General features: G+C 64.6%; 14 protein-coding genes. 6 read left to right on the top strand and 8 right to left on the bottom strand.

All coding sequences use genetic code 11. The features are described 5' to 3' along the window. The first annotated feature begins 63 nt into the window (after positions 1 to 63). A complete protein-coding gene (locus tag K414_RS0113380; protein ID WP_027496384.1) occupies positions 64 to 2,193 on the top strand; it encodes an MMPL family transporter in 2,130 nt (709 codons plus the stop codon). Here the strand turns inward: K414_RS0113380 and K414_RS0113375 are convergent. Further along, positions 2,190 to 3,167, bottom strand: a complete 978-nt coding sequence (locus K414_RS0113375; protein ID WP_027496383.1) for an IS481 family transposase — start codon at positions 3,165 to 3,167, stop codon at positions 2,190 to 2,192. The genes K414_RS0113380 and K414_RS0113375 overlap by 4 nt on opposite strands. Before the next feature lie 143 nt (positions 3,168 to 3,310). Between K414_RS0113375 and K414_RS0113370 the strand changes: the two genes are divergently transcribed. Beyond that, a complete protein-coding gene (locus K414_RS0113370) occupies positions 3,311 to 5,311 on the top strand; it encodes an SDR family oxidoreductase (protein ID WP_027496382.1) in 2,001 nt (666 codons plus the stop codon). Between the two features lie 114 nt (positions 5,312 to 5,425). Beyond that, positions 5,426 to 6,025, top strand: a complete 600-nt coding sequence (locus K414_RS0113365; protein WP_237606182.1) for an isoprenylcysteine carboxylmethyltransferase family protein — start codon at positions 5,426 to 5,428, stop codon at positions 6,023 to 6,025. Positions 6,026 to 6,037: 12 nt separating this feature from the next. Here K414_RS0113365 and K414_RS0113360 read toward each other — a convergent pair whose 3' ends face one another. Genes K414_RS0113360 through K414_RS0113345 form a run of 4 tightly spaced genes read right to left on the bottom strand, consistent with a single transcriptional unit; the run spans position 6,038 to position 9,770 of the window. Continuing rightward, the gene (locus tag K414_RS0113360; RefSeq protein ID WP_027496380.1) at positions 6,038 to 6,547 is read right to left on the bottom strand and encodes a hypothetical protein; all 510 of its coding nucleotides are present in this window, start codon (positions 6,545 to 6,547) and stop codon (positions 6,038 to 6,040) included. 9 nt (positions 6,548 to 6,556) lie between these two features. Further along, a complete protein-coding gene (locus K414_RS0113355) occupies positions 6,557 to 7,309 on the bottom strand; it encodes an alpha/beta hydrolase (RefSeq protein ID WP_145916631.1) in 753 nt (250 codons plus the stop codon). 26 nt (positions 7,310 to 7,335) lie between these two features. Further along, a complete protein-coding gene (locus K414_RS0113350) occupies positions 7,336 to 8,910 on the bottom strand; it encodes a DNA polymerase Y family protein (protein WP_027496378.1) in 1,575 nt (524 codons plus the stop codon). Beyond that, positions 8,907 to 9,770 (bottom strand): hypothetical protein, encoded by an 864-nt coding sequence (locus K414_RS0113345; RefSeq protein ID WP_027496377.1) that lies wholly within the window; start codon positions 9,768 to 9,770, stop codon positions 8,907 to 8,909. Before K414_RS0113345 ends, K414_RS0113350 begins: the two co-directional genes overlap by 4 nt. A gap of 205 nt (positions 9,771 to 9,975) precedes the next feature. Here K414_RS0113345 and K414_RS0113335 point away from each other — a divergent pair, with 205 nt between their 5' ends. Next, entirely contained in the window at positions 9,976 to 11,196 is a 1,221-nt protein-coding gene (locus tag K414_RS0113335) for a serine/threonine-protein kinase (RefSeq protein ID WP_027496375.1), read from the top strand. 23 nt (positions 11,197 to 11,219) lie between these two features. Here K414_RS0113335 and K414_RS0113330 read toward each other — a convergent pair whose 3' ends face one another. The 3 genes from K414_RS0113330 to K414_RS0113320 are packed head-to-tail and all read right to left on the bottom strand — an operon-like array spanning position 11,220 to position 14,172. Then, positions 11,220 to 12,227, bottom strand: coding sequence for a MerR family transcriptional regulator (locus K414_RS0113330; RefSeq protein ID WP_027496374.1), 1,008 nt, complete (start codon positions 12,225 to 12,227; stop codon positions 11,220 to 11,222). 53 nt (positions 12,228 to 12,280) lie between these two features. Then, positions 12,281 to 12,928 carry a response regulator transcription factor gene (locus tag K414_RS0113325; RefSeq protein WP_027496373.1) on the bottom strand — a complete coding sequence of 216 codons (648 nt, stop codon included), beginning with the start codon at positions 12,926 to 12,928 and terminating at the stop codon, positions 12,281 to 12,283. Further along, entirely contained in the window at positions 12,925 to 14,172 is a 1,248-nt protein-coding gene (locus K414_RS0113320; protein WP_051365358.1) for a PspC domain-containing protein, read from the bottom strand. The genes K414_RS0113325 and K414_RS0113320 overlap by 4 nt, the downstream gene beginning before the upstream one ends. Positions 14,173 to 14,450: 278 nt before the next feature. Here K414_RS0113320 and K414_RS0113315 point away from each other — a divergent pair, with 278 nt between their 5' ends. Both K414_RS0113315 and K414_RS0113310 read left to right on the top strand, forming a co-directional pair. After that, positions 14,451 to 15,842, top strand: coding sequence for a PspC domain-containing protein (locus K414_RS0113315; RefSeq protein ID WP_027496371.1), 1,392 nt, complete (start codon positions 14,451 to 14,453; stop codon positions 15,840 to 15,842). Then, positions 15,839 to 16,096, top strand: a complete 258-nt coding sequence (locus tag K414_RS0113310; protein ID WP_027496370.1) for a hypothetical protein — start codon at positions 15,839 to 15,841, stop codon at positions 16,094 to 16,096. Before K414_RS0113315 ends, K414_RS0113310 begins: the two co-directional genes overlap by 4 nt. Positions 16,097 to 16,100: the final 4 nt, after the last annotated feature.

Here is a 16,100-nt window from a genome sequence, read left to right as displayed (position 1 = left end):
GTCCGACACGATCAACTACAGTCGAATCGCTACTCACCCCTTCCACAGAGCCGGAGCACAGTTGTGACGCGTTGGGCATCGTTCGTCGTATCGCACAAGCGATGGGTGCTCGCCGTCGTCGTCGCGGTCGTAGCCGTCGGCGGCGTGCTGGGACTGGGCGTCTTCTCGAAACTGAGCGAGGGCGGATACGCCGACGCAGGCAGCGAATCGTCACAGGTCGCGCGGCTGGTCCAGGGCATCGGCCAACCGACCCCCGACATCGTCGCGATCTACACCGCACCCGACGGACGAACGATCGACGACATCGGACCACAGGTGCAGTCGACACTCGACGAATTCCGCAGCCGCTACACCCTCGGAAACGTGAACTCCTACTGGACCGCAGACCCGGTGACCAAGGAATTCCTGGTCTCGAAAGACCGAACCAAAGCACTGGTGACGATCTCCCTCGGTGCGAAATCGGGAGTTACGTTCAACACGTTCGGTGAGCTACCTCCACAACTCGTCGTCCCCGGCATCGAGTCGCAATTCGCCGGCGCATCGGTCGTGGGAGTCTCGCTCAGCCAAACCCTCGAGCGAGACCTCGTGCGCTCGGAGATCATCGCCGTCCCCATCACACTTCTGCTTCTCGTCTTCATCTTCGGTGGCGTGATCGCCGCAGCGGTACCGGTATTCGTCGGGATTCTCAGCGTGCTCAGCTCGCTGGCAATCCTGCGGGTGCTCACCGAATTCACCGAGGTGAGCTCGTTCTCGATCAACGTCGCGTCGCTGCTCGGCCTCGGCTTGGCCATTGATTACGGACTGTTCATCGTCAGTCGATTCCGCGAGGAACTCCGCACTGGGTCGTCGTCGATGGAGGCGACCGTACGTACCGTGTCCACTGCAGGGCGCACCGTCGTCTTCTCCGGACTGCTCCTGATCTGCGCGTTCGCGGGCATGCTGGTCTTCCCGCAGGCGGTGATCCGATCCCTCGGTTTCGGTGCCATGGCCGCGGTGGCCAGCGCCGCCCTGCTGTCCCTGACCGCGGTGCCCGCCCTGCTCGCCCTTCTCGGCACTCGCATCAACTCCTGGACCTGGTCGCGTACCGCCTCGGACCGCAGCGACGCACGCGCACACAAGTTCTGGGGTGGTGTCGTCACCCGAGTGATGAAGAATCCAGGAATCGTCGCCGCCGTCATCGTCGCCGGCTTGTTGATTGTCGCCACCCCGATTCTGAAGGTCTCCCTGGGGGAGGTCGACTACACCGCACTACCGAAGAACGACCCGGCACGGGCAGCCTTCGAAACCCTCGCCACCGACTTCGAGTCCACCGGCGACGGTGCCACCGTGGTGCTGCGGGGTCTCGACGGCGTCAAGCCTCAGGGCCCGCCCGTTGCGGAACTGACCGCAGCGATGAACACCACCCCCGGCGTGGCCCGAGCCGAATTCCTCGGATCCAAGGACGATTTGGTGGCATTCCAGGCGTCCTACAGCGAACCCAGCGACGGAACGACCGAGGCTCGGTCCCAATCGAATGCGGTGACTGCCCTCCGAGCGATCACTCCACCGGACGGCACCGAAATCCTCGTCGGCGGCGGACGCGCGAACGTCGACGACGGTAATGCCGCGATAGCGAAATGGCTGCCGGTGATGATCGCGATCATGGTGATCTCGACGTTGGTCCTGCTGTTCCTGGCCTTCGGCTCGATAGTGCTGCCGATCAAAGCAGTTCTCATGGCCGGGCTGAGCCTGGCAGCGACCTTCGGAGCACTGACCTGGGTGTTCCAGGAAGGTCACGGTACAAGCTTGCTGGGAGTGACGCCCGGTCCGCTCGAGTCGACCTTCGTCGTACTCATTCTCGCAGTCATCTTCGGCCTGTCGACCGACTACGAAGTGTTCTTGATGTCTCGGATGGTGGAAGCGCGCTCGGCAGGTGCTTCCACCGAGGAGGCCGTCATTTTCGGAGCCCAACGCACCGGACGCATCGTCACTGCCGCGGCCCTGATCCTGATCGTCGTCACCGGAGCGTTCACGATCTCGGGCCTGTCGATCATGAAGTTCCTCGGCTTCGGCGTGATTCTGGCGCTGATCATCGACGCCACCATCATCCGCATGCTGCTGGTGCCCTCCTTGGTCAAGCTCATGGGCGAAGCCAACTGGTGGGCCCCGGCGTGGATGAAGAAAGTGCACGAGAAGGCCGGTATGGGGCACTAGCTGTTCTTCCCGGGGACGTTGTGGACGGTCAGTCGCTCGATGGGTGACTTGCCGCCGATGCCGGTATGGGGTCGGTGGTGATTGTAGTGATGGATCCAGTCTTGGTAGGTCGCCGCTCTGGCTTCGTCGGAGAGGTAGGTGTTCGCGTAGGCCCATTCCTGGTTGAGGGTTCGGTTGAATCGTTCGACTTTGCCGTTGGTCTGCGGCCGATACGGCCTGGTTCGCTTGTGCTTGATTCCAGGGCCTAGGGTCTGCGCGAACAGTGTTGAGCGGTAACAGGATCCGTTGTCGGTCAGCACACGCGCGATCGTGATGTCATGGGCAGCGAAGTAGGCTTTGGCGCGCTCGAAGAACCCCGAGGCGGTTTCTTTGCGTTCATCACCGAGAATCTCCGAATACGCGAGCCGGCTGTGATCGTCGACAGCGTGATGGACGTAGGAGTAACCGCGGCCCTGTTTCTTGTTGTGCCGCTTTCCGATCGCGCGGCCGAGCTTGCGATGTCCGCCGCCGTCGGGGATTCGGCCGAGCTTTTTGATGTCGATGTGGATCAGATCCCCGGGAGCGGGATGCTCGTAGCGATGCGGCTGCGGGCGTCGTACAGCAAGTCCGGTGTTCTGGTCGAGGTGGCGAAGCAGCGGCATCTTGTAGCGGCGCAGGACCGCTGAGACGGTGCTGTGCGGCATGTGTAGGTGGTAGCCGATGCGGTGTGGTCCCCACCGGCGGAGGAAGCGCAGGTTGATGATTCGGCGTTCGGTGCGGGTCGGTGTCCGGTTCGGGTTGTGGTGGGGTCTGCTCGAGCGGTCGGCCATTGCCGGTGGGCCGCCGGTGCGGTATCGGTCGGCCCATTTCTTGGCTGTGGTCGGTGAAACCTGGAATCGTTCGGCCGCTCGGCGGATCGACCATCCGTCGTCGACAATCGATGCCGCGAGTTTCAATCGCCCCTTCGGGGTGAGCAAGGCATTAGCGTGTGACACGAGGACCTCTCGGTTGTCGGTGCAGTTGTGGTAACCACACCGATACCGGAGGTCCTCACCTATCTGTCGCTGCCACGCCGTCCACAACGTCCCTGCTCATTACAACTAGCCGTCAAACTTACCGAGGAGTAAGGTCGCCTCGCATGGCGAGCTACATCGTGACCGGCGGTACCGGGTTTCTGGGTAAGAACGTGCTGCCCCGACTTCTCGGACGTGATGCGGACGCCATCGTCCATGTACTCGTTCGACCGCAATCGGTCGCTCGACTCGAGAAGCTGGCCGACGAGCTGGACGGCGGCGACAGAATCCGCCCACTGATCGGCGATCTCGTCGAACCCGGGCTCGGCCTGAAAGACGTTCCGGCCGACGTCGATCACATTCTGCATCTCGGTGCCGTCTACGACCTCACGGCGGGAGACGAGCAAACCCCGACCAATGTCGCCGGAACGGCGTCGGTGGTCGAACTGGCGAAAAGGACCGGCGCTCGTCTGCACCACATCTCGTCGATCGCAGTGGCAGGTGACTACCGAGGGACGTTCTCCGAGAACGATTTCGACAAGGGGCAGAACTTTCCGACGGCGTATCACCGCACCAAGTTCGAGTCCGAGAAACTGGTTCGCGGCAGCTACGCGGACTGGCGGGTGTACCGCCCCGCTGCCGTGGTCGGGCACTCCGAGACCGGCGCGACAGACAAGATCGATGGCCCGTACTACTTCTTTCCACTGTTCGCCGAGCTGGCGAAACTGCCGGCGGTTCTGCCGATCACGGTACCCAAGATCGGACACACCAACCTGGTTCCGGTCGACTACGTCGCGGACGCCATTGTGGAACTGGTTCACCGAGACACCCCGTCCGGCAGCGTTTTTCACCTGGTGAATCCGGAGCCTCAGTCGATGGCCGAGGTGTACTCCGCATTCTCTTCGGCTGCCGGATCCCGCGCCAGAATCGTCGACATCCCAGGGAAGCTGGTTGCCCCCGTGGTGTCACCCACATCCGCAGCGGTTCGGAAACAACGCAACGCTGCGCTTCGCGATCTGGGCGTGCCGCCGGTGATGCTCGATCATCTGACTCTGCCGACCGTCTTCGAGTCCGCAACGACACAGAAAGCATTGCAGGGCAGCTCCATCGCACCGCCGCCACTGCGGACGTACGCCGACCGCCTGTGGCAATACTGGATGGAGAATCTCGACCCCAAACGCAACCGCCGAGACGATCCACGCGGTCCGCTGTTCGGCCGTCACATCGTCATCACCGGCGGGTCCTCCGGTATCGGCAGGGCCAGCGCCGAGGCCGCTGCACGAAAAGGAGCGGTGGTCATCGTGCTCGCGCGCGGCCAAGATCAGTTGGACGAGGTCGTCCAGCAGATTCGCGCCGACGGCCATGTCGCTCATGGGTATTCGTGCGATGTCACCGACAGCGAGTCGGTCGAACGAACAGTGAAAGCGATACTGCACGACCACGGGCATGTGGACATGCTCGTCAACAGCGCGGGCCGATCCATTCGCCGCGCGCTCTACCGTTCCACCGACCGACTGCACGACTACGAACGCACCATGGCCGTCAACTACTTCGGAGCGATTCGTGTGGTGTTGGCGCTACTGCCGCACATGCGCGAACGCAGCTTCGGGCATGTGGTCAACATTTCCAGCGCTGCAGTGCTGGGGCACCCTCCTCGGTTCTCGGCGTACGTGGCGAGCAAGGCAGCACTCGACGGTTTCACCGATGTTGCTGCAGCAGAGACGCTCTCGGACGGAATCACCTACACGACCATTCACATGCCGCTGGTGGACACCCCGATGATCACCCCGACGGGCGACAAGAACGTCGGCACTGTCTTCTCACCGGAGAAGGCAGCCGCGATCGTCATCCGCGCGCTGAGCGACAAGCAGAAGCGAATCGACACCCCGCTGGGAACACTCGGACAGTTCGGGGCCATCTTCAGCCCCAAGGGCAAAGATCGCACGATGCATCAGCACTACCGTAAATTTGCCGAGTCGGCCGCCGCCAAGGGCGAAACGCCGGTACCCGTCGAAGACGGGAAAGTGCCCTATCGGGTTCGGCCGTACGACCCGTCGACCCCCAGCGCGCGTATCGGCAAGGTCGTCCGCCGCATCGGCAGGTTGGTACCCGGCACCAGTTGGTGACGTGCACGTCAGGGGGCCACGGCAGTCCACAGGGTCCAGCGATCGCGTTCGATCGTGGAGTGGGCGGTCTGGGTGATGTTCCGTTACGGGTCCACGTCTGCGAAGCTGTCACGCGTGATCGCCGAGAAGCTGCCGTTGTTCGTGACCGATCGTGCGGCCGCTGCTGTTCTGGCGGCAGCATTCACCGGCTTCGTGTGGTCGGAATACAAGATGGGAATGCGGAAGCCGCGGGCCGGCTCTTCGAATCGAGACAATGGTTCCGGTCGCGCCGTCGGCCGCGGCCTTGTGCTCTCGTATGGCGGAGGCCTTCTCCTGAGCGTGATCTCGCCTGCCACTGTATGCACCCGCCACCGACGGGCGGTCTTCCTGACAGGGTTGGCCACCGCAACCCTCGGGCAGACACTTCGGGTCTCGGCAGCTCGCACACTCGGAGAGTCCTTCACCTTCGTGGTCCACACACACCCTGAACAACTCGTGGTTCGGACGGGCCCGTATCGGTTCATTCGCCACCCGTCGTATACCGGCGCACTGATCTGTGCGCTCGGTTTCTGTATTGCGTACGGGAACTGGCTTTCCCCCGCCATGGTGGCCTTTCTTGCCGGTGGATACGTACGCAGAATTCCGTCGGAGGAGGCGGCCATGCTCGAGGGATTGGGAGACGCGTACGCCGAATACATGGCACGCTCGAAACGATTGGTGCCCTTCGTCTTCTAGCCCGGGTTTTCCTCAGCGCAACAGAGCTCTTGCCCACACTCTCAGAAATCCTTGACTCAGGTATGTCAATGAGCCGAAGGCCAGTATCCATTTGACGGTGCTGACCACGGTGGTGGCGCGGACAACGGTGTCGGAGATCTGTTCTCGGTTGTCCACCAATATCAGCCCGACGATGTTTTCGATGTAGTCACCGGCAGCGGAGGCCACGGGAGCGACGGCCAATGCCGTCGTTACTGCAGGGCTCAGCGGAGTCTTCGCAGCCAAGCTCCTCGCACCCGCACGCAGTGCGATGGCATAGATGGCCGGGTGGACGAAGTCGGGCAGATAATGACTGCGGAAGCGGACGATCTCCGTCTCGTCCATGCTCGCCAGAATCTGTCGGTACCGCTGTTCGGACCAGGCCGTCTGCACGGCAAGCACTTTCGGTGCCGCGGGTCCCAGCAACCGGGCGATATTGGCCTGGGAGACGACGAACAACGCCGACCATCCCAGTAGCTTCCGATCCAGCACAGTCAGCGACATGAGAGCAGATTACTGTGTCAGAAATGGACGAACTACCGCTTCGAAGGCTGAGTAGCCATCGCGGTGGATGCTGTGTCCGGTCCTGAATGCCTCCACTCGACAGTTCGGAATGCTCGCCACCATCGCGTCGAGCCGAACCGGATCGACCATGCCGCCCGGACCTCCACGAAGTACCAACGTCGGAGCAGTGATGTCGGCCAACGACTCCCACCACCGCGGGTTCGGCCGACGGAACTGCTCGAGAGCAGTGGAGGTCATCGATCGATCGAACGCGAGTACCGCACGGGGATGCAGAACAACGCTGGTCGCCGCATGCCAAAGTTCGGTGACCGACGGCATCCGGCCGGTCAGGGTCGGCGGGGCGTCCCCGGGCCTGATCGGTATCGGAAGTTCTTCGAGAACCAGGCGTCGGACGAGAGACGGGCGACGCTGCGCCACGAGCGAGACCGCGTATCCACCGAGTGAATGCCCGACGAGATCGACTTCGGTGAGCCCGAGGTGATCGATCAGGGCGAGGAGATCACCGCCGAACATGTCGAACTCGTACGTGGGCGTGTGGGCACTCTTGCCGTGCCCGCGCAGATCGACGGTGATCACCCGACGACCGTGCGCGGTCAGAGCCCGAGCGAAGCGATCCCAGGTTCCGCTGTCTCCGCCCATGCCGTGCACCAGCATCACCGGTGCCGCACTCGTGTGTTCCAGCGGCGCGAACGAGCGATACGCGATGTCGACGCCATCGAGGTCGACCGTCTCGGACATCATCTGCATTTCCCCGACGGTAGCGGTTCCTACTCGTAGATTCCTTCCACCCGCCACAGACCGTCGTCGAACACCAGCAGCAACGCCCTCTCGTCGTCGAGCACCACCTGTGCCCGCGCCGTCGGCCCCGTCGATCCTTGCCCGCTGTCCCACCACCGTTCGTCGACGGGCCACGGCCCGGCCAGGCCCGTCAACTCCCATTCCTTGGTCCCCCACCGCAATCTCTTGGGCGGCGCATCGAACACACCGCGGTCGGTGACGCCGATTCCCGAACCCGCTCGGTTCATCAGCGTCACTGCCGGGCGTGTCTCGATCACCGCCGCCGGTGCCGGCTCGGGTAGTCGGCCCGGCCACGGGGCCGATGGATCGGACAGCGGCACCAACTCGTCTCCCAGTGGACGCAACGTGATCCGCTCGGCCGGCCCGCGTCCACCGCTGAGAACACCCCCGAGCACCGATTCGCCACCGAGCAGACCCTGAACGCGTACCAACGCCCGACGCGCCCTGTCGTCCTCGTCACCGACACTGCCCCACAAACCCAGCTGCAACTCCCCTGCTGCCACCACTTCGATCGGCTCAAGGCGCAGGACGGTGATCGCCGACGTCGGCTTGTTCTCGCTGCGTCCGGTGATCCAGCCGTCGAGTTGCCACCGCACGCGATCGGCCGTGCCCTCCGGCGTCAACGGCTCGGCGCACCGCCAGATTCGCGACAGATTCTCACCGTTGCCGGTACTGGCGTGCACCAGCAACCGAGTGCACGCAACAGCAGCCGCGGCGAGCTTGGTGTGCAGCTGCTCGGCCAATGCGCGCCCGGCGAACGCGGCTGCATCCACCCGATCGATCGGCGGATCGCACAGATACTCCACATCCAGGTCGGGAGGCAGAGCACGGGCAGACGGCGGCCTTTCGGGCTCACCGCGGGCACTGCGATGCGCCAGCACGGCATCGGTACCGAATCGCGATGCCACATCCGACGGAGACAGGGCAGCGAAGTCCCCGATTCTGCGTAAACCCAAGCGGTGCAACAGATCCACCAGTTCACCACGATCGGCCGCGGCCATACTGGGCTCCGCCGAGAGTTCGGCGATCGGTAACGGCGAAAGAAACCCGGCACCACCACCGCGCGGCACCACCTGTGCGTACCGCGCGGCGACGACTGCGGTGGACAACTCGTCGGCAATCCCGATCTGACATTCGACACCTGCAGCCGACGCTTCGTCGATCAACCGCTCCGCGGCGCGATGCTCGGTACCGAAGTACCGTCCGACACCACGCGCTGCAAGAACCAACAGGCCCGGCCGCAGCACTTCGACGCCGGGGGCGATGGCCGCGACAGCCGAGACCACGGGCTCGAACAGGCGTGCATCACGATCGGTATCGGCAACGGCCACATGCACGTCGGGGCACCGCGCCTGCGCCTCCCGGCGACGTAGGCCGCGCTTGATGCCCGACGCCCGTGCAGTGGCCGAGCAGGCGACGACCCGGTTGGCAGACGTGACGACCACCGGGTGCGTCGCCGGTAGATCGGCCTGAGCTGCTGCGGCGACGGCAGGCCAGTCGGGACACCACAGCGCCAGAACACGGTTGGACTGGCCGGTACTCATGTCGAGACCGCGATCGACAACGGATTCGACTCCTGCTGTTCGGCGTGCCATTCGATGCGGCCGTTCTCCGCACGCAAGTCGAATCGAACCGTACGAGGACGCATCGCTTTACCCCGCGCGCACACCGACAGTCGAACCCCGCGCAGCCGGCCACGCCCCAGCTCACGGCCGGTGCCGAGGCCGTCGTAGCCGTGTACCGACGCGTCGAGTCGTAGCTCGGCTCCGTCCCAGTGCCCGTCGGTCACCACCAACGTCGACCCTTTACTGCGGGCGCGCGCGACCACGGCCCTGGCCCGAGTCGGTGGTACCGACAGGCCACCGAGGCCGAGGACGACGAGATCGACGCCGTCGAGCAGGATCGCCGCCACTTCCACCGGGTCGGGGCCGGGATCGGGAATCAGAGCCAACTTGCTCAGTTGCGCGCCCATCTCCACCGCAGCCAGCAGCCCGAAGCGGGGCTGGCCTATGACTGCGACATGGCCACCGGCACCGGTCACCGCGGCCACCAACCCGATCAACAACGAACCGGCACCGGACACCGAGGCCACCGTTCCGCGCACCAGACCACCGTGCGGAAGAACCTCCATCAGCGCCGACGGCACCGGAAGAACAGGCCGCCTACGGGTCGGTACCGACACCTGCTCCGAGCTGTCGACGACGTCGGATTCGGGGTCGGAATCGGGGTCGGTAGGGCGGGGACGAACGGAAGCAGAACTCTCGATGCGCACCGAGGCCGTTTCACCGCGAGACGGTACGGCAGCCATCCGACTGCGTAGCAGCGCCACCCGCTCGGGAAGCGACAACCCGTCGAGCGCATCCGGCGGTACGGAAGCCTGTGCTGCAGCCTCGGAAACAGACATGTCACTCCCCTTCACTGCATGAAAAATCGAGCCGAAACACCGGTGTTCGACGGACGCGGGAAGTGACGTATTCGAACACAATTTCGATCTGCACCCAGTAAAGCCGTTCGGACGGCAACTCGTCAAGGCGATGCCGTAGCCCCTGGTAGAGGCGGTAGTACCGCTGCTGCGGGCACACCGCGGCATCGTCCACTAACCTGTGGACGTGACCGATCAGCAGCGTGTTCGACGGGGAGTCGGGCCCGACTACCTCCTCGCCGGCAGATACCGTCTCGCCGGCAAGCTCGGCGGTGGCGGCATGGGCGCGGTCTGGCTCGCCACCGACACCCTTCTGCACCGGCAGGTGGCCGTCAAACAGGTCACCTCCACCACCCGATTGACCCCGGAACAGGCAGTGGACGTGCGCAACCGGGCCATGCGCGAAGGACGGATCGCGGCCCGCCTGTCGAGCCCACACGCCATCGCGATGCACGACGTCGCTCTCGTCGACGGCGAGCCGTGGTTGATCATGGAATACCTGTCCTCACGCAGCCTCGCGCAGGCGCTCGGCGTCACCGACTCACTACCACCGTTCGAAGTCGCTCAGATCGGTGCGCAGATCGCCGACGCCCTGACCGAAGCACACGACGCCGGAATCGTGCATCGCGACATCAAGCCGGGCAACATTCTGATCGCCGACCGCGGCAAGGATCTGGGCATCGTCAAGATCAGCGATTTCGGCATCTCGCGAGCCAAGGGCGACGTGGAGGAAGCCGACGACAGCGTCATCACCGGCACCCCCGCATACTTCGCCCCCGAGGTCGCGCGCGGCCAGGACCCCACTGCGGCCAGCGATGTGTTCTCCCTCGGCGCCACCTTGTACACCGCAATGGAAGGTGCGCCGCCCTTCGGCATCGATCACGATTCGATCGCACTCCTGCACCGAGTTGCCAAGGGGCAGATCATCTCTCCCACTCGCAGCGGAGACCTCACCGGCCCACTACTGCACATGCTCGAGCCCGATCCAGCTCGACGCCCCACCATGGCGCAGGCCCGTGACGAGATCATTCTTGCCGCAATAAGCAAGCGCGGCACCATCTCTCAGTTGCGCGGAGTACCTCTGACCTCAGCGGACGGCGTCGTCCCCGCCTGGGCGAGACGGTCGACACCCGTCTCGGAATCTCGCCGACCGCCCCGAGAATTCGGACGCACCATCGCCGGTCTGCCCGCCGTGCAACCGGGAGAGAGCCGAACGGATCCGACTCCCTCCTCGTACTCACCGCCGCCGTTCGACCTGCCGAAGAAGAGAAAGAACCCGGTCCAGGACGCACTCATGCGCATCGAGGACGTCATCGGCGACCGGACGTCCATCCCGGCGACGGCCATCCTCGGCGGACTCGTCGTGGTCGTGATTCTTCTGATCCTGGCCGTCGTCCTGTTGCTGTAACAACTCCCGCGCAGTCCGTCCGTTCAGCCGAGAACCGGCATCACCAACGTCGTCAGAGCGCCGTCGACCGCGGAACGCACCAGCATCGGTTGATTCGGTGCAGCGATATCGAGCATCAGATCCGGTCCGACGGCCGATGCGACGGCGGACTGCAGAACGGCCGCATCGAAGAACACCACACTCTGTGAACCGGTCACCCGTGCAGGAACCGGAACACCATCGACCGAGAAACCGTCGGGCCCGGCCTCGATGCGCAGGGTACTGACGTCGACGGGAACGAAATCTCGTTGCAGCACAACCCTCGTCACGGTCGGAGCCAGACCGTCCATCATCGTGCGCCAGTCGGGGAATTCACCGTCGACCGTGTTCACCGCCACCCGAGAACCGTCGGAGTCGATCACCATCGACTCGTCGGTTGGCGTCAGCACGAGGGTGCCCGAGGCGGGGACGTCCGCGAGGCATCCGACGGCCACGATTCGCGACCACGGTAGTCCGGGCGAGCACTGCGCGACGAGACTGCGCGTGGACAATCGATACCGATCCGTCGCGGTGAGGGTGACACTGCTTCCGTCCACCTCGATCAGTACGCCCTGCAGTACCGGAAATTCTATGCTCACCCCGGCCGCCGACGAAACCTGCGCCATCGCCGAGGCCAAGTCCTCGGCAGATACCGTTGCCGTGCAGTATTTTTCGTCGAACAACCGGCGAATCGACACTGCTGCCTCGGCTGCCGCCCGCGCCTGTGCAGCCAGAGCTTCGACGTGTCGATCCACGATTTCGATGGCGGCAGTTCCATCGCCGTCGAGGGCAGCGGCAACCTTGTCGAGTGGCAACCCGATCTCGCGCAGCTGGCGAATGATGTTCGCCCGCTTCGATTGTGCGCGGGTGTAGTAGCGATAGCCCGATTGTGCATCGATGGACGCCGGGGCCAGCAACCCGCAGTCGTCGTAGAACCGCAGCGCGCTGGGGGTCAGCCCGCTCTCGCGCGCGAACACACCGATGGTCAGGAATTCTTCGTCCGAATCAGTCATGCCGAAATCCTGAAGCTTCGTGTCGGTCGAAGGTCAAGCCCAACGCAGACGGCCTAATCGATTCGACGCTTGTGCGCCCACCGCGTCAGTGCATTCCTGTTCGATTGTTGGGTCTTGCGAAGAACATTGGAGGCGTGCGTTTCGACGGTTTTGACCGAGATGAACAGATCCTCGGCGATCTCGCGATAGGTGTAGCCGCGCGCCAGCAACCTCAGCACTTCGAGTTCACGGGGCGTCAAAGAATCCAATTCCGGATCCAACGGCGGCTCGGGAGCTGCGCTGCGGCCGGTGAACGAGTCGAGGACGAAGCCGGCCAGACGCGGGCTGAACACCGCGTCTCCCCCGGCTACGCGTCGGACGGAATCGGCCAGTTCCGAGCCGGAGATGGTCTTGGTGACATACCCTCTCGCGCCGGCCCGGATGACGGCGATGACGTCCTCCGCTGCGTCGGACACGCTGAGCGCCAAGCACACCGGGCCCTCGGCGATTCGGTTGAGCACGGCCACTCCACCACCGTCGGGCATGTGCACGTCCAGGAGCACCACGTCGGGCTTGGTGGAATCGATCCCCGACACCGCCTCGGCGACTCCGCCTGCTTCCCCGACGACGTCGATGTCCGCTTCACGGCCCAGTTCGGCGCGTACTCCCGAGCGAAACACCGCGTGGTCGTCGACCAGAAAAACGCGGAAAGGGTCGGTCACGTCGGCTGCTCCTGATGGTTGGATTCGGATTCGGTGGTCACTGCCCCGCCGTTGCGTGGCATGAAGATTCGTACTTCGGTTCCCCTACCGACTGTGGACCGCACCTGTACGGAACCGCCGCGGCGTTCGATTCGACCACGGATGGACTTGGCCAGTCCCTGTCGGTCCTCGGGCACCGCGGACTCGTCGAAGCCCGTACCGCGATCGCGGACGAACACACTGACCTGCTCGGGTTCGGTTTCGGCGAACAGATCGATGTTGGTCTCACCGGAATGTTTGGCCGCGTTGACCAGAGCTTCACGAGTGGCCCCCAGCAGCGCGGTGAAGCTCTCTCGCGACAGCCCCGATTCGACGTCGTCCGGCAACAGATGCACGTCCCCGACCGTGATGGGACGGACCGTCACGCCGTGTTGATCCTCGACCTCGCCGGAGATGGTCTTGAGCGCATCGGCCAAGCTCGAATTGTCGGTGTCGCCGCCGTCGAACAACCACTTGCGCAGTTCTCGCTCCTGCCCACGCGCCAACCGCATGACCTCCTGCGGCCGATCCGCCTGCTTCTGAATCAGCGCCAACGTCTGCAGCACCGAATCGTGCAGATGCGACGCAATCTCTTCACGTTCGTCGTTTCGGATACGCGCCGATCGCTCGGCCCCGAGCGCACGCCAGGTCCGCAACCAGATCGGCACCGTCAACAGACCGACACCGACGAGGGTGACCACCACGGCCAACAGGGACGACCGAAGCGACGCGAGATCGACGCGGGCCAACACCACCACGGCAAGGCCCAGGACGATCAACGTCGCGCCGCCGACGACACGAGCCCAGCTGAGCACGGTCGGTTGCTTGGGCAACCCCAGCGCCGTCCGCGGCCCCTCGGCATCGAATTCTCGCCACACCAGGGCAGCACCGACGACGACCACGACGACCGGCACGACGACCGATGCCGCAGTACCACTGAGCAACCAGGCCAGACCGACGGCGAGTCCGAGGCCGATGGCGGCCAGTCCCAATGCTCGTTGCCGCTCGGTAGCGCTCGGACGTGCCGTGTCGTCACCGACCGGGGTGAACATCCAGATCAGGCCGTACGCAACGATCCCTGCACCGGCGGACGCCGCGAGCAACGCGAACGCCACCCGGATCTTGAACACGTCGACACCCAGATGATCGGCGAGTCCGCCCGCGACGCCGCCGACGATACGACCGCCGCCGCGGCGCCGATACGGTGCGGGGGCCGAACGTTCCAACGCTGCACGAGAAGCCGACCCCGACGCAAGGACAGGGTGCGGCGGGAGGGGACGGGTCGACGGCGCAGCACCGGGCGCGGCGGACGCGCCGACGGCGGCGTCAACGGCTGGATTGTCGACAGGGTGCACGCCCACGATCCTGGCACGGCCGAGGGCGGTACCGCATCAGGGTTCGCCCTGATCTTTCGCCCTTGCAACAGACCCGGGTGCAAGTCCGGGGTACGAGATCAGGGGAATCCCTGATGTGTTCCGAGGTTCGAGCCGACACGATGGTCATCATGAACAACGTGACCGTCTCGGATCAGCTACAGCAGATGTGGCGCACCCGTCCGCACCGCTTGCCGCAACGCGGACACGTGGCGGGTGTAGCAGCCGGTATCGGCTACCGATACGACGTCGACCCCGTACTGATCCGGGTCGCATTCGTCGTGTCCACCCTCTTCGGCGGCACCGGAATCGTGCTGTACCTGGCGGCCTGGCTGGTCCTCAGCCGCGCCGGCGACTCCGCCTCGGGGGTCGAATCCATGGTGGGCCGCGGGCACAGCTCCGATTCGACGACGAAGACCGTCGTCGTGGCGGTCGCGTTGGTGATCGCACTGTCGACACTCGGTCCGGCCGGTGTGGGACTCGGCGGATCCGGCGTGATCTCTCTCGCGGCGATGCTCGGCGGACTGTGGTTGCTTCACCAGCGCTGCCCCGAGCCGCCGCCGTACCTGCGAACAGCGGAATTCACCCGGCAGCAGTACGCACCGACCCCGTTCGGCTCGTCCACCACCTCCGCGGAGCAGTGGTCCGCCGCGCAATACCGGCCGCCGCAGTTCCAGTACGAGCAGTACACCCCGTACACGACGCTGCCCAAGAGCTACGAGCCGACACCGCAGACAACACAGCCGGTATCGGAATCCGGTACTGCACCGACCGTCGACCTCACCAAGAGCACACGTGCCGAAAGTATCTCTGCCACTGCCGTTCCGACCACACCCCAGGCCGTGACACCTCCGTCGTGGGACCCGTTGGGAGTGGCACCGTTTGCGTGGGACCTCCCCGAACCGGCCGGCACCTTCCCACCGGCAGCGATCGAACGTAAGCGTCGATCGCGTTGGACGGCAAGCTTTCTCGGCCTTGCATTGCTCGGCGCTGCCGTCACCACCGGGCTCGGAGCACTGACAGGTTCCGACTGGATCACTCCGGGCCGCGTCGGTGCCGTCGCGTTGTCGATCATCGCAGTGGGTCTGATCCTGGGCGCATTTCTCCGAAAGGGCTACGGCCTGTTGGTCGTCGGCGCGCCGCTGGCCGGGTTCGTCATCCTGGCATCGGTTGTCGGGCCGGTGAATCTGGACGACAGTGTGTCGGGCGCGCAACGGGTTGCCCCGCTCACCGCCGCCGCACTTGCCCCCGCCTACGACGTCGGCTTCGGTGAACTGGACCTCGACCTCACCGGCCTGACGCTCACCGAGAACAAGACGGTGACGATCGATGTGACGTTCGGCAGTGCTGTGGTGACCGTACCGAGCACGATGAGCATCGAGACGAAATGCAACGCCGAATTCGGTTCGGCCGAGTGCGGTGATCCCGGCGTCCGCGCCGGAAAGGACGCACGACCCGACGCGCCGGTCTTGACGATCGAAGGCGATGCGACATTCGGAGAACTGAAAGTGGTGCAGCAATGAGCGACAACGGGATTCACACCGAATACGGCCACGGAGACAGTTCTTCGGACACCGCGGCACAGAGTTCGAGCAGGCAGGGCCCGTCGGCTCCGTTGTTCCTCGCCGGACTCGCCGCGCTGATCGTGGCGATCGCCGCGCTGATCGGCCAGGACGCCGTCACCGCCCTGGCCGAGGTTCAGTTCCGCTGGGTGTTCGTCATCGCTGCGGTAGTGGTGGGTGCGGCCTTACTGCTGGGTCCCAGCAGAAAGCACTGAACCC

The organism is Rhodococcus sp. JG-3 (assembly GCF_000482405.1).
Taxonomy (GTDB): Bacteria; Actinomycetota; Actinomycetes; order Mycobacteriales; family Mycobacteriaceae; genus Rhodococcoides; species Rhodococcoides fascians.
Note: the sequence above shows the minus strand (reverse complement) of the source record. Positions and strands in the feature narration are given on the sequence as shown.